This window comes from Streptomyces sp. NPDC001492 (assembly GCF_053597275.1).
The window spans coordinates 1-13,860 of sequence record NZ_JBSFHW010000038.1 but is presented as its reverse complement, the minus strand read 5'-3'; the positions used below and the strand labels follow the sequence as shown (position 1 = coordinate 13,860).

Sequence of the window (13,860 nt, the reverse complement as noted above, 5' to 3'; positions counted from 1 at the left end):
CCTGCGAACCTAACCGGCTCCGGGGGGTCATGAACATGTGAGTTCGGGCTCGTACGGGGTACGGCCGCGAGACGGCGCTGTCAGTCCCGGCTGGCACGATGGCCTCATGAACATCATGCTCTTTCACTCGACCTACGGTCTGCGGCCCGCGGTGCGCGAGGCCGCGGACCGGCTGCGCGGCGCCGGGCACGAGGTGTGGACCCCGGACCTCTTCGACGGGCGTACGTTCGAGACGGTCGAGGAGGGCATGGCCTTCAAGGACGAGATCGGCAAGGACGAGCTGCTGAAGAGAGCCGTCCTGGCCGCCGCGCCCTACTCGGAGCGGGGCCTCGTCTATGCCGGTTTCTCGCTCGGCGCCTCCATCGCCCAGACCCTGGCGCTCGGCGACGAGAAGGCCCGCGGGCTGCTGCTGGTGCACGGCACGTCGGACATCGCGCCCAGTGCGTCCGTGGACGACCTGCCGGTCCAGCTGCATGTCGCCGAGCCGGACCCGTTCGAGACGGACGACTGGCTGAGCGCCTGGTATCTGCAGATGGGCAGGGCGGGCGCGGACGTCGAGGTCTACCGATACGCGGGGGCGGGCCACCTCTACACCGACCCCGGACTGCCGGACTACGACCAGGAGGCCGCCGAGGCCACCTGGCGGGTGGCGCTCGGCTTCCTCGAGACCCTTTAGAAGCTCTCCGGACCTCCAGCCCCCTATACGGGGTCGTACGTCCGCTCGACCTTCTGGGTGCCGGTGCGCGTGCGGTACGAACGTACCCAGGCCGAGGTCGCGTCGGCCTTCGTGCGGTCGGACAGGACGTAGTAGTCCATCTGCGCGCGCTCGGCGGTGATGTCCAGGACGCCGTAGCCATGGCGGTCGGTGTCGACCCAGTGGACGTGCCGGTTGGCGGCGCGGATGATCGGCGAGGCGATCGCGGAGACGCTGCCCTCGGGGACCTTGACGATGTCGTCGAGGTTGTCGGAGGTCACCGAGGTGACGACGAACTCCGTGGCGGCCGAGGCCGACAGCGGGTACGTACCGGCGTCCACCGGCACGTCGTTGGCCCACGCCATGTGGATGTCGCCGGTCAGGAAGACGGTGTTGCCGATCGCGTTCGAGCGCAGATGGGCCAGCAGCTCGCGCCGGTCGTCGGTGTAGCCGTCCCACTGGTCGGTGTTGGCGGCGATCCCCTCCTGCGGCAGCCCGAGCAGCTTGGCGAGCGGCTTGAGCAGGTCGGCGGAGAGCGAGCCGAAGGAGAACGGCGAGATCATCACCGAGTTGCCGACCAGCCGCCAGGTGGTGTCGGAGGCCTTCAACCCGGCCTTCAGCCAGTCGAGTTGGGCGCGCCCGGTGATCGTACGGTCCGGGTCGTCGACCGAACCGCTGGCCGTGGAGGCCTGCTGGGAGCGGAAGGAGCGCAGGTCGAGGAGGGAGAGGTCGGCCAGCTTGCCGAAGCGCAGCCGGCGGTAGGTGGTGCCCGCGATGGCCGGGCGGACCGGCATCCACTCGAAGTAGGCCTGCTTGGCGGCCGCCTTGCGGTCGGTCCAGGCGCCCTCGGCGCCTTCGGTGTGGTTGACCGCGCCGCCGGACCACGCGTTGTCGGCGAACTCGTGGTCGTCCCAGATCGCGACGACCGGCGCCTTGTGGTGCAGGGCCTGCAGATCCGGGTCGGTCTTGTACTTGCCGTGCCGGGTGCGGTAGTCGGCGAGCGTGAGGATCTCGTTGGTGGGCGCGTGCGGGCGGACGACGGTGCCGCGGGCCGCGTACTCGCCGGACTTGTACTCGTAGATGTAGTCCCCGAGATGCAGCCAGGCGTCCAGGTCGCCGCGGGCCGCGAGATGACGGTACGCCGAGAAGTAGCCGCCCTCCCAGTTGGCGCAGGAGACCACGCCGAAGCGCAGGCCCGGCACGGCCGCGTCGGCGGCAGGAGCCGTGCGGGTGCGGGCCACCGGTGAGTCGGTCGGGCCGGCGGAGAACCGGAACCAGTAGTCGGTGGCCGGCTTCAGGCCCCGGATGTCCGCCTTGACGGTGTGGTCGGAGGCGGCGCTCGCGGTGGTCGAGCCCTTGGCGACGATGTTCGTCAGCGCCTTGTCCTTGGCGACGACCCAGCTGACCTCGGTGTCCGGGCCGAGACCCGAGCCGGGTATGGCCTCGGCGGTGGGCGTCACACGGGTCCACAGCAGGATGCCGTCGGGCAGCGGGTCGCCGGAGGCGACACCGTGCAGGAAGGCGGGAACGTCCGCGGCCGCGCGGGCCGGAAGCGCGGCGGCGAGCGGTCCGGCCAGGACAGCGGTCGCCGCCGCGGCCTTGACGACCGTACGGCGGCGTGGGGAGAGCGAGTTGAGGGCCCGCGAGGCCTCGGATGATCTGTATCGACTGGTCACGACCGAACAGGTTACTGATCGGTACGCGCGAGAGCGGGCGAACCCGGAATGTTCGCCCGCTCTTCATGCGGAGGCCGGACTTCCCCTCGGCGTCGGCCCTTTGCGGCGTCAGCCCTTGAGGGCCGCGCCCACCACCCGGTCGAAGTCGGCCACCGTCAGCAGCGGCGTGCTCTTGCCGTCGGCGAAGAGCTGCTTGCCGTCGATCACGAAGCCCGGAGTGCCGGTCACCCCGTCCTTGTTGTCGTCGAAGGTCTTCGACATGGCCAGCGCCCAGGCGTCGTAGGTGCCCTTCTTGACCGCGTCCTGGAACTTCGTGTTGTCCTTCAGCGCGGGGACGGTCTGGGCGATCTTGATGAGGTAGGCGTCGTCCTTGAACTTGTCCTGCGTCTCGTCCGGGTGCCACTTCGCGGAGTACATCGCGGTCTTGTAGTCGAGGAAGGCCTGGTCGCTGACGTTCAGCGCGGCGCCCAGAGCGCTCAGCGCGTTCTTGGAGCCCTGGCCGTTGTCCTTCCTGTCGATGAAGGTGGCGCCGACGTACTGGAACTTGAACTTGCCGTCGTCGAGGTCCTTCTTGAAGGTCGGGCCCACGACCTGCTCGAACTGGGCGCACACGGGGCAGCGCGGGTCCTCGTAGACCTTGAGGGTCTTCTTGGCGGTGCTCTTGCCGATGATGACCGTGGTGCCCTTGGCTCCCGTGGTGTTGGCGGGAGCCGTGACCTTGGCGTCCTTCAGGCCCTCCCAGTAGCTGGGCTTGTTGGCCTGGACGACGGCGTAACCTATGCCGCCGGCCGCCGCCAGTACGGCCACGACCGAACCGGCCACGATGGCCTGCCGCTTGGCCTTGGCCCTCTTGGCCTGGCGCTCGCGCTCCTGCCGCAGCCGCTCTCGGGCCGCCGTCTTCGAGGCCTGGCTGTTCCGCTTGCTCATGTCGGTGTTCTCCATGTGGGACCCGCATACGTCGTACGCGGGATACGTGTGGGGGACTGGTCGTGCTCAGCGCTCTTCGGGAGCAACATGTGCTGTTCAGGCGAAGACGACCGAGCACGGCGGTCCACGCCGTCCCAGGGAGTGCACGAGGATCCGCTCGCGGGCGCCGGCCGCGGGGCGGCGGGTGTGCCGTACGCGCCGCACCGGCGCGGTCGGCCGGACGGTCACCACGGCGACCGCCAGCAGCAGCGGCCGGAAGGTGGTCGCTGCCACCGCGCTGACCAGCTGGGCCAGCGCCCGCTCGCCGCGGCGCAGCCAGGCCGCGGCCAGCAGACCGACGCCGACATGAGCGGCCAGCAGCAGCCAGGCGGTGGCCGGGTCGGCGTGGGCGAGCAGCGCGGCGAGCCGGTCGGTGCCGGTGCCGGCCACGCGGGCCAGCGGGGCGCTTGCTCCGGAGCCGAGGCCTGCGCCGTTGCCGCACAGTACGTCGAAGCCGACCGAGCGCAGGGGGCCGGCGACGGGGCCGCCCGCGCGGCCGTAGCAGACGTGCTGGCCGGTGGTGAAGACCGTGTCGGCGGCCAGCTCCAGCGGGATCAGCAGGGCGGCGATCCGCGCGAAACCGCGCTCGCGGCCTGCCAGGGCGTAGGCGACCGCGAACACGGCGGCGGCGACCACGGCCACCGTGTTGAGCGGCAGCGGGACCCGCGACAGCAGCACGTGCGACGCGGTGCTGAGCGTCACGACGAGTGCCGTGAACAGCGCCGCGCGAAGCGCTCTGATGCGGGTCCCGGATATGTCCATAGCGTGGAGAGTGTGTCACGAGGTCCTGTAAGGGACCCCTAAAAGTGCGCTGTGAGACAGCGGACCGACAGCAGACCGTCAGAGACCCGGGATCCGGCCGTTGCGGAACAGGTCCACGAAGATCTGGTGGTCGGCACGCGCGCGTGCGCCGTAGCCGTGCGCGAAGTCGGTCAGGACGCCCGCGAAACCGTCCTCGTCGGCGGCGATCGCCGCGTCGATGGCGCGCTCGGTGGAGAACGGCACCAGGGACTCGCCGGACTGGTCGTCGGCCGCCGCGTGCATGGTGGCCGTGGCCCGGCCCAGGTCGGCGACGACGGCCGCGATCTCCTCAGGGTCGTCGATGTCGCCCCAGTCCAGGTCGACGGCGTACGGCGACACCTCGGCGACCAGCTGGCCCGCGCCGTCCAGCTCGGTCCAGCCCAGCCACGGGTCGGCGTGCGCCTGCAGGGCGCGCTGCGAGATCACCGTGCGGTGGCCCTCGTGCTGGAAGTAGTCGCGGATCGCCGGGTCGGTGATGTGCCGGGAGACGGCCGGGGTCTGGGCCTGCTTGATGTAGATCACCACATCGTTCTCCAGGGCGTCGCTGTGGCCCTCCAGCAGGATGTTGTACGACGGCAGACCGGCCGATCCGATGCCGATGCCCCGGCGTCCCACCACGTCCTTCACCCGGTAGGAGTCCGGGCGGGCCAGGGAGGCGTCCGGCAGCGTCTCCAGATAGCCGTCGAAGGCGGCGAGGACCTTGTAGCGGGTGGCAGCGTCCAGCTCGATGGAGCCGCCGCCGGGCGCGAAGCGGCGCTCGAAGTCGCGGATCTCCGTCATCGAGTCCAGCAGCCCGAAGCGGGTCAGGGAGCGCGCGTCCCGCAGGGCGTCCAGCAGCGGCCCCTGCGCGGTGTCGAGCGTGAACGGAGGCACCTCGTCGCTCTTCGCGCCGGTCGCCAGGGCGTGGATGCGCTCGCGGTACGCGCCCGCGTACACCTCGACCAGCTCGGTGATCTGGTCGTCGGCGAGCGCCTTTGCGTACCCGATGAGGGCGATGGAGGCGGAGAAGCGCTTCAGGTCCCAGGTGAAGGGGCCGACGTACGCCTCGTCGAAGTCGTTGACGTTGAAGATCAGGCGGCCGTTCGCGTCCATGTACGTGCCGAAGTTCTCCGCGTGCAGGTCGCCGTGGATCCACACGCGCGAGGTGCGCTCGTCCAGGTACGGGCCGCCCCGCTTCTCGGCGTCCAGGTCGTGGTAGAAGAGGCACGCCGTGCCCCGGTAGAACGCGAAGGCCGAGGCGGCCATCTTGCGGAACTTCACGCGGAACGCGGCCGGGTCGGCGGCCAGGAGCCGGCCGAAGGCGGTGTCGAAGACGGCGAGGATCTCCTCGCCGCGCTGCTCGTCGTTGAGCTGGGGAACCGACATCGCGGGGTGCCTCCTGGTGCCTGGATGTGTACGACGGCGTTTCTGTTTGTGCAACGGTCGAGGGTGCGCGGAAGTGCCCGCGATCCTCGCAGTGAAGGTACGCGGGGCAGCCCCCGGATTGTCAGTCCCGAGGCATAGACTTCGACGCTGACCCCAGGACTGTCCGCCCACCCATCACCGAGCGTTTCCCTTGGAGGCCCGACCGTGTCAAAGCCGCCGTTCACGCACCTGCACGTCCACACCCAGTACTCGCTGCTGGACGGTGCCGCGCGGCTCAAGGACATGTTCAACGCGTGCAACGAGATGGGCATGACCCATATCGCCATGTCCGACCACGGCAACCTGCACGGGGCGTACGACTTCTTCCATTCCGCGAAGAAGGCCGGGGTCACCCCGATCATCGGCATCGAGGCGTATGTCGCCCCGGAGTCGCGGCGCAACAAGCGCAAGATCCAGTGGGGCCAGCCGCACCAGAAGCGCGACGACGTCTCCGGTTCCGGTGGTTACACCCACAAGACGATCTGGGCGGCGAACTCGACGGGTCTGCACAACCTCTTCCGCCTCTCCTCGGACGCGTACGCCGAGGGCTGGCTGCAGAAGTGGCCCCGTATGGACAAGGAGACCATCTCCCAGTGGTCCGAGGGCCTCATCGCCTCCACCGGCTGCCCCTCCGGCGAGCTCCAGACCCGGCTGCGGCTCGGCCAGTACGACGAGGCGCTGAAGTCGGCCGCCGAGTACCAGGACATCTTCGGCAAGGACCGCTACTTCCTGGAGCTGATGGACCACGGCATCGAGATCGAGCGCCGGGTCCGCGACGGCCTCCTGGACATCGGCAAGAAGCTCGGCATCCCGCCGCTGGTCACCAACGACTCGCACTACACGTACGCGCACGAGGCGACCGCCCACGACGCCCTGCTGTGCATCCAGACCGGCAAGAACCTCTCCGACCCGGACCGCTTCAAGTTCGACGGCACCGGCTACTACCTGAAGTCCACGGACGAGATGTACGCCATCGACTCCTCGGACGCCTGGCAGGAGGGCTGCCGCAACACGCTCCTGGTGGCCGAACAGGTCGACACCGCCGGCATGTTCGAGGCGAAGAACCTCATGCCGAAGTTCGACATCCCCGAGGGCTACACCGAGGTCACCTGGTTCAAGGAGGAGGTCCGCCGCGGCATGGAGCGCCGCTTCCCCGACGGCATCCCCGAGGACCGCCAGAAGCAGGTCGAGTACGAGATGGACGTCATCATCCAGATGGGGTTCCCGGGCTACTTCCTCGTCGTCGCCGACTTCATCATGTGGGCCAAGAACAACGGCATCGCGGTCGGCCCCGGCCGAGGCTCCGCGGCCGGCTCGATCGTGGCCTACGCCATGGGCATCACCGACCTCGACCCGATCCCGCACGGCCTGATCTTCGAGCGGTTCCTCAACCCCGAGCGCGTCTCCATGCCCGATGTCGACATCGACTTCGACGAGCGCCGGCGCGTCGAGGTGATCCGGTACGTGACCGAGAAGTACGGCGCCGACAAGGTCGCCATGATCGGTACGTACGGCAAGATCAAGGCCAAGAACGCGATCAAGGACTCCGCGCGCGTGCTGGGCTACCCGTACGCCATGGGCGACCGCATCACCAAGGCCATGCCCGCCGACGTCCTCGGCAAGGGCATCGACCTCAACGGCATCACCGATCCCTCGCACCCCCGCTACTCGGAGGCGGGCGAGGTCCGCGGGATGTACGAGAACGAGCCGGACGTGAAGAAGGTCATCGACACCGCCAAGGGCGTCGAGGGCCTGGTCCGGCAGATGGGTGTGCACGCCGCCGGCGTGATCATGTCCAGCGAGACCATCACCGAGCATGTGCCCGTGTGGGTGCGCCACACCGACGGCGTGACCATCACGCAGTGGGACTACCCGAGCTGCGAGTCGCTCGGCCTGCTGAAGATGGACTTCCTCGGCCTGCGCAACCTGACGATCATGGACGACGCCGTCAAGATGGTGAAGTCCAACAAGGGCATCGACCTGGAGCTGCTGAGCCTCCCGCTGGACGACCCCAAGACCTTCGAACTGCTCCAGCGCGGCGAGACCCTCGGCGTCTTCCAGTTCGACGGCGGACCCATGCGTTCGCTGCTGCGTCTGATGAAGCCCGACAACTTCGAAGACATCTCCGCCGTCTCCGCGCTCTACCGTCCCGGCCCGATGGGCATGGACTCGCACACCAACTACGCGCTGCGCAAGAACAAGCTCCAGGAGATCACCCCGATCCACCCGGAGCTGGAGGAGCCCCTCAAGGAGGTCCTGGACGTCACCTACGGCCTGATCGTCTACCAGGAGCAGGTGCAGAAGGCCGCCCAGATCATCGCCGGCTACTCGCTCGGCGAGGCCGACATCCTGCGCCGCGTGATGGGCAAGAAGAAGCCCGACGAACTGGCGAAGAACTTCACCATCTTCCAGGCCGGCGCCCAGAAGAACGGCTACAGCGACGAGGCCATCCAGGCCCTGTGGGACGTGCTGGTCCCCTTCGCCGGCTACGCCTTCAACAAGGCGCACTCGGCCGCGTACGGACTGGTCTCCTACTGGACGGCGTACCTCAAGGCCAACCACCCGGCCGAGTACATGGCCGCGCTGCTGACCTCCGTCAAGGACGACAAGGACAAGTCGGCGGTCTACCTCAACGAGTGCCGCCGCATGGGCATCAAGGTGCTCCCGCCGAACGTCAACGAGTCGGTGCACAACTTCGCCGCCCAGGGCGACGACGTGATCCTCTTCGGCCTCGAGGCCGTCCGTAACGTCGGCACCAACGTGGTCGAGTCGATCATCAAGAGCCGCAACGCCAAGGGCAAGTACGCCTCCTTCCCCGACTACCTCGACAAGGTCGACGCGACCGCCTGCAACAAGCGCACCACGGAGTCGCTGATCAAGGCGGGCGCCTTCGACACCCTGGGGCACACCCGCAAGGGACTCACCGCGCACTTCGAGCCGATGATCGACAACGTGGTCGCGGTCAAGCGCAAGGAGGCCGAGGGCCAGTTCGACCTCTTCGGCGGCATGGGCGAGGAGGAGAGCAACGAGCCCGGCTTCGGACTCGACGTGGAGTTCACCACCGAGGAGTGGGACAAGACCTATCTGCTCGCCCAGGAGCGGGAGATGCTCGGTCTCTACGTCTCCGACCACCCGCTCTTCGGCCTGGAGCACGTGCTGTCCGACAAGGCCGACGCAGGCATCTCCCAGCTCACCGGCGGTGAGCACGCGGACGGCGCGGTCGTCACCATCGGTGGCATCATCTCGGGCCTGCAGCGCAAGATGACCAAGCAGGGCAACGCCTGGGCGATCGCCACCGTCGAGGACCTCGCGGGCTCCATCGAGTGCATGTTCTTCCCGGCGACCTACCAGCTGGTCTCCACCCAACTCGTCGAGGACGCCGTGGTGTTCGTCAAGGGCCGCCTCGACAAGCGGGAGGACGTGCCGCGGCTGGTGGCGATGGAACTCCAGGTCCCGGACCTGTCCAACGCCGGCACCAACGCCCCCGTGATCCTCACCATCCCGGCGACGAGGGTCACCCCGCCGATGGTCAGCCGCCTCGGCGAGATCCTCAGCCATCACAAGGGCGACAGCGAGGTCCGCATCAAGCTCCAGGGCCCGACCAAGACGACGGTCCTGCGTCTGGACCGGCACCGCGTGAAGCCTGACCCGGCGCTCTTCGGCGATCTGAAGGTGCTGCTCGGGCCGTCCTGCCTGGCCGGCTGAGCACCTGAGCGAGCGCGAGGGGCGCACCTTGAACGGGGTGCGCCCCTCGGCTGTGCCTGGGTTTCAACAACCCGTTATGCAAATGTCAGTTGTGACCGAAGCTCTTCTGCCGGCCCTTGCGGGGCATGTCGCCCGGCGTGAGGTGGGGGGAGTGCTGCTCGGCCGGCGCTTCGATCGAGGACCGCTGGGTCTGCTGCGGACTGCGCTCGGACTGCGGCTGTTTGCGGTTCTGCTTCTTGTTCTTGGCCATGGTGATCTGCCTCCTGTGGGGGATCTAGGGGCCAGGGCCGCGACCAGATTCACATAGGCTGACAAGGAGCGCATTTCGGATAATTACCGTCGGTGACATGGATTGTCGGAGCGCGAGGACCTGAAACGCCACGCCGAAGATCGAGTTCGGGCCGTTAACCCCCGCGCAGTCGGGCAGACTCGAAGGAAGCCCGAAGCAAACCTCCCGGAAAGAGGGTGGATCGCGTGGACCGCTGCATCGTCCTGGTGGACGCCGGGTATCTGCTGGGGGCCGCCGCCAGTCTCCTTGCCGGGGAGCCCTCCCGCTCCCGCATCACCGTCGATCACGCCGCCCTCATCCAGGCCCTGCGCGAACGCGCCGAGTCCGACACGGAACGGCCGCTGCTGCGCATCTACTGGTTCGACGGCGCCCCCGACCGCGTCCCGCAGCCCGAGCACCGCAGGCTGCGCGTGATGCCCCGGGTCACCGTCCGGCTCGGGGCCCTGACCCGCAGCGACGGACGCTGGGCGCAGAAGGGCGTCGACGCCGCCATGCACGCCGAGCTCACCGAGCTGGCCCGCAACCGTGCCTGCTCGGACATCGTCCTCGTCACCGGCGACGGCGATCTGCTGCCGGGCATGATGGCCGCCAAGGAGCACGGCGTCGCCGTACACCTGTGGGCCGTGCAGGCCGCCGACGGGGACTACAACCAGTCCGAGGACCTGGTCGCCGAGGCCGACGAGCGGCGCGTGCTCGACCGTACATGGATCACCAAGGCGGTACGGGCCAAGGAACTCGGCGGGATCTGCGCACCGCCGCCCGTGCCGCGGCCCGAGATCGCCGCGATCCTCTCCGCGCCGCTGCCGGAGTCCGCGCTCGCCGCGGCCGAGCGGAGCGCCGAGGACGCCGAGCACGCGCCCGCGGCGGCCCGCTCGGAGAACGGGACGCAGGAGCGGGTGCCCGCGCCCAAGGGCGTGCCCACCCCGAAGGACCTGGCCGCGCTGCGCGCCCCCGGGGTGCAGCCCGCCCAGCCTCCCGCGAACGCGACCCTGCGCTGGTCCTCCGACAAGGGCTGGGTCGACCGGCCCCCGACGGAGGCCCCCGAGGCCGCCTCGATGCCGACACTGGCCCAGCTGACCACCGCGGAGCAGCGGTGGGCCGACCGTGAGGAGGACATCACCACGGTCGGCGGCGACCCGTACGAGGTCGGGCAGGTGTTCGCACGGCGGTGGATGGAGCGCCTGGGCGACCAGAGCCATCTGCAGAAGCTGTCCGGGATGTACCCGCGCGTCCCGCACCGCATCGACGGCGAGCTGCTGCGCTACGCCGCCCGGTTCGGTCTGCTCGCCCACAAGGACGACCAGATCGACGAGCACGACCGGTATGCGATCCGGGCCGGGTTCTGGCGGGAGATCGACGTACGGACGGCGGCCGAGCACGCTCCCGCGGGTGAGTAGTCCCTCACCGGTGTTCTGACCGTGTTCCTCACAGGGTTCTTTACTGGCGGTTGTGCCGCTTTGGACCAACCCGAGAGCGGACGGGGCCCGCGGACCCCGTACCCTCGTCCTTTGTGAGTACGCGCGCGGCACAGGCACTTCGGCACGGTGGGGACGTCGTGTGCGCGGTGCGCGGACTGACCAAGACCTATCCGGCCGTGCGGGGGCGGCGGGGTGCGCCGGGGACGCCCGCGGTGCGGGCCGTCGACGATGTGCACCTCGACATCCGGCGCGGCGAGATCTTCGGGCTCCTCGGACCGAACGGTGCGGGCAAGTCCACCCTCGTACGGCAGCTGACCGGGCTGATGCGGCCCGACTCCGGGCGGGTCGAGATCCTCGGACACGACATCGTGCGCCACCCCGAGCGGGCCGCACGGATCCTCGCCTACCTGGGGCAGGAGTCCAGCGCCCTCGACGAACTGACCGTGTCCCTCGCCGCCGAGACGACCGGGCGGCTGCGCGGTCTTGAGGCCCGTCAGGCGCGCGCCGAGCGGGATGCCGTACTGGAGGAACTGGGGCTCACGCCCCTTGCCGGGCGGCCGCTGAAGAAGCTGTCCGGCGGGCAGCGCCGGCTGGCGTGTCTTGCCGCCGCGCTGGTCGGGGAGCGGCCGCTGCTGGTGCTCGACGAGCCCACCACCGGGATGGATCCGGTGGCCCGGCGGGCCGTGTGGGCGGCCGTGGACCGTCGGCGGGCCGAGCGCGGGACGACGGTTCTGCTGGTCACCCACAACGTCATCGAGGCGGAAACGGTTCTCGACCGGGTCGCGGTCCTCGACCAGGGGCGGGTGATCGCCTGCGACACCCCCGCCGGACTCAAGGAGCAGGTCGCCGGGGAGGTCCGGGTCGAGCTGGTGTGGCGCGAGAGCGCACCGCTGCATGTGCCCGAGGTCGCCGCGCTGCGTGAGCGGGCCGCCGAGTCCGGGCGCCGCTGGACGCTCAGGCTCGCCCCCGAGGAGGCCCGCGCGATCGTCGCCACCGTCACCGGTGGCAGTGCCTTCGCCGCGCTCGACGACTTCACGCTGGCCACGCCCAGCCTGGAGGACGTGTACCTGGCGCTGGGGGGCGCCGCGCAGCAGGGGCTGGTGAAGGCATGAGCGTCGTCGTCGGTGTGAGTGCACGGGCCGCCGCGGCCGTATGGTCCCTACGAGCGATCGGCTCGGTGGGCCCAGTGGGCCCGAGCGAGAAGGGGAGCAGCGCGTCGTGAGTGTCGTACCCGCCGGTGTCCTGCCGGGCGGTGCCCTGGCCGTGGAGGAGGACGGCCGTGACGCGGCCGAACTCGGGCCGCGGGCGCGGATGTGGCCGGCCCTCGCCGCCGTGTACCGGGCGCAGCTCTCGCGTGCGCGAGTGGCCCGGATCCCGCTGCTGTTCGTGGCGACCTTCCAGTCGATCGGGATCATGATCCTGATGCGGGGGGTCGTGGACGGCGGCGGCGAGGCCGAGTCGGTGGTCGCCGGGGCATCGGTGCTCGTGGTGGCGTTCGTCGCGCTGAATCTGCTCGCGCAGTACTTCGGGCAGCTGCGGGCGAGCGGCGGGCTCGACCATTACGCGACGCTGCCGGTGCCGCCGGCGGCCGTCGTACTGGGGGCGGCCGGGGCGTACGCCTCCTTCACCGTGCCGGGGACCGTGGTCACGGCGGTGTTCGGGTGCGTGCTGTTCGGGCTGCCGCTGGCGCATCTGTGGGTGCTCGTCGCGGTGATTCCGCTGGCGGGGGCGGCCCTGGCCGGACTGGGCGCGGCGCTGGGGCTGCTCGCGCCGCGGCCGGAACTGGCCACTCTGCTCGGTCAGTTGGGCATGTCCGCGGCGCTGTTGCTCGGCGTGCTGCCGGCGGACCGGATGCCCGGGGTCGTGCGGTTCGCGCGGGATCTGCTGCCGTCGACGTACGGCGTCGAGGCCTTCGCGAGGACCTTCGGGGCGCATCCCGACTGGGCCTTCGTGGCCGGGGACCTCGCCGTGTGCGCCGGGGTGGGCGTGGTGTCGCTGGCCGTCGCCACCTGGGCGTACCGTCGGGCGGCCGTCCGGTGACGCGCCGCGCAGGCGGGCCTGGCACGATGGCAGGGTGACCGCACCGTTGACTCCGCCTCCGCCGCCGCATGAACAGTCCTCGCAGAATGCGTGGCAGCCCCCGGCTGCCGGGTACGTGGCCCCTGTGGCGCTTGATGCCGCATGGGACGGCACGTACGGACAGGACGGGCCCGGAATGAAGACCGAAGTGCGGGAGGCCGCCGTGGTCACGGTGGCGGTGACGGTCGTGGGCGCGTTGCTCGGCGTGCTGTGGTGGTGGCTGGCGCCGCATGTGCCGCTCGTCGGTGACGTGGTCGACAAGAGCTGGGTCGTCTATCTCGCCGACAGCGAGGGTGAGCAGGCGATCGGGGTGGACGGAACGTTCACGCTGCTCGCGGTCGCCTTCGGTGCCGTGAGTGCGCTCGGGGTCTTCTTCTGGCGGCGGCGTGGGGGTGTGCCGTTGGCGGTGGCGCTGGGGGTCGGAGGGCTGCTTGCGTCGTTCCTGGCCTGGAAGCTGGGGGTGTGGCTGGGGCCGGCGCAGGATGTGATCGCCCATGCGAAGGCCGTGGGCAAGGGGGTCACGTTCTCTGCGCCGCTGAAGCTGGGGGCGAAGGGTGCCTTGTTGGCGTGGTCGTTGGCTGCGCTGGTGGTGCATCTGGGGTTGACGGCGTTGTTCGGGCCCCGGGATCCGGAGCCGCCGTATCTGGAGCCGGGGGCTGTTCCCAAGGATCCTTATGGGGCGCCGATGGCGTAGGGGCAGCGCCGTTGTTGGGGGCGCAGGATTTCTATCGCCCCCGCCGCCCCTACCCGTCCCGTACCGGGGGGGGGGGGGGGGGGCGGCCCCCCCCCCCCCCCCGGGCCCCCCCCCCCCCCGGCCCCCCCCCCGCC

General features: G+C 70.0%; 11 protein-coding genes. 6 read left to right on the top strand and 5 right to left on the bottom strand.

Translation table 11 applies throughout. The features are described 5' to 3' along the window. Nucleotides 1-106 precede the first annotated feature (106 nt). On the top strand, nucleotides 107-676 hold the full coding sequence (locus tag ACWC1K_RS36645) for a dienelactone hydrolase family protein (protein ID WP_450837228.1): 570 nt from the start codon (nucleotides 107-109) through the stop codon (nucleotides 674-676). A gap of 23 nt (nucleotides 677-699) precedes the next feature. On the opposite strand, the gene ACWC1K_RS36640 is transcribed toward ACWC1K_RS36645, so the two are convergent. From ACWC1K_RS36640 to ACWC1K_RS36625, 4 genes are all read right to left on the bottom strand, one after another. Then, complete coding sequence (locus tag ACWC1K_RS36640) at nucleotides 700-2,370, bottom strand: alkaline phosphatase D family protein (RefSeq protein WP_450837227.1); 1,671 nt, start codon at nucleotides 2,368-2,370, stop codon at nucleotides 700-702. Nucleotides 2,371-2,478: 108 nt separating this feature from the next. Further along, nucleotides 2,479-3,297, bottom strand: coding sequence for a thioredoxin domain-containing protein (locus ACWC1K_RS36635; RefSeq protein ID WP_450837226.1), 819 nt, complete (start codon nucleotides 3,295-3,297; stop codon nucleotides 2,479-2,481). 96 nt (nucleotides 3,298-3,393) lie between these two features. After that, complete coding sequence (locus tag ACWC1K_RS36630; RefSeq protein ID WP_450837225.1) at nucleotides 3,394-4,098, bottom strand: hypothetical protein; 705 nt, start codon at nucleotides 4,096-4,098, stop codon at nucleotides 3,394-3,396. 78 nt (nucleotides 4,099-4,176) lie between these two features. Beyond that, nucleotides 4,177-5,502, bottom strand: coding sequence for a DUF2252 domain-containing protein (locus tag ACWC1K_RS36625; RefSeq protein WP_099928151.1), 1,326 nt, complete (start codon nucleotides 5,500-5,502; stop codon nucleotides 4,177-4,179). 204 nt (nucleotides 5,503-5,706) lie between these two features. Here ACWC1K_RS36625 and dnaE point away from each other — a divergent pair, with 204 nt between their 5' ends. Then, entirely contained in the window at nucleotides 5,707-9,246 is a 3,540-nt protein-coding gene (dnaE, locus tag ACWC1K_RS36620) for a DNA polymerase III subunit alpha (protein WP_450837224.1), read from the top strand. 85 nt (nucleotides 9,247-9,331) lie between these two features. Here dnaE and ACWC1K_RS36615 read toward each other — a convergent pair whose 3' ends face one another. Beyond that, nucleotides 9,332-9,496, bottom strand: a complete 165-nt coding sequence (locus ACWC1K_RS36615) for a hypothetical protein (RefSeq protein WP_450837223.1) — start codon at nucleotides 9,494-9,496, stop codon at nucleotides 9,332-9,334. Between the two features lie 224 nt (nucleotides 9,497-9,720). Between ACWC1K_RS36615 and ACWC1K_RS36610 the strand changes: the two genes are divergently transcribed. The 4 genes from ACWC1K_RS36610 (at nucleotide 9,721) to ACWC1K_RS36595 (ending at nucleotide 13,726) form a co-directional block, all read left to right on the top strand. Continuing rightward, nucleotides 9,721-10,932 (top strand): NYN domain-containing protein, encoded by a 1,212-nt coding sequence (locus tag ACWC1K_RS36610; protein WP_450837222.1) that lies wholly within the window; start codon nucleotides 9,721-9,723, stop codon nucleotides 10,930-10,932. 158 nt (nucleotides 10,933-11,090) lie between these two features. Then, nucleotides 11,091-12,065, top strand: a complete 975-nt coding sequence (locus ACWC1K_RS36605; RefSeq protein WP_450837292.1) for an ABC transporter ATP-binding protein — start codon at nucleotides 11,091-11,093, stop codon at nucleotides 12,063-12,065. Nucleotides 12,066-12,171: 106 nt separating this feature from the next. Beyond that, complete coding sequence (locus tag ACWC1K_RS36600; RefSeq protein WP_450837221.1) at nucleotides 12,172-12,993, top strand: ABC transporter permease; 822 nt, start codon at nucleotides 12,172-12,174, stop codon at nucleotides 12,991-12,993. Nucleotides 12,994-13,027: 34 nt separating this feature from the next. Then, a complete protein-coding gene (locus tag ACWC1K_RS36595; protein WP_450837220.1) occupies nucleotides 13,028-13,726 on the top strand; it encodes an AAA family ATPase in 699 nt (232 codons plus the stop codon). The last annotated feature ends 134 nt before the right edge of the window (nucleotides 13,727-13,860 follow it).

Bases quoted from the DNA above. Each gene is read 5' to 3' on its own strand.
- ACWC1K_RS36645 (WP_450837228.1), top strand. From the start codon at position 107: ATGAACATCATGCTCTTTCACTCGACCTACGGTCTGCGGCCCGCGGTG.
- ACWC1K_RS36630 (WP_450837225.1), bottom strand. From the start codon at position 4,098: ATGGACATATCCGGGACCCGCATCAGAGCGCTTCGCGCGGCGCTGTTC.
- ACWC1K_RS36625 (WP_099928151.1), bottom strand. From the start codon at position 5,502: ATGTCGGTTCCCCAGCTCAACGACGAGCAGCGCGGCGAGGAGATCCTC.
- ACWC1K_RS36615 (WP_450837223.1), bottom strand. From the start codon at position 9,496: ATGGCCAAGAACAAGAAGCAGAACCGCAAACAGCCGCAGTCCGAGCGC.
- ACWC1K_RS36635 (WP_450837226.1), bottom strand. From the start codon at position 3,297: ATGAGCAAGCGGAACAGCCAGGCCTCGAAGACGGCGGCCCGAGAGCGG.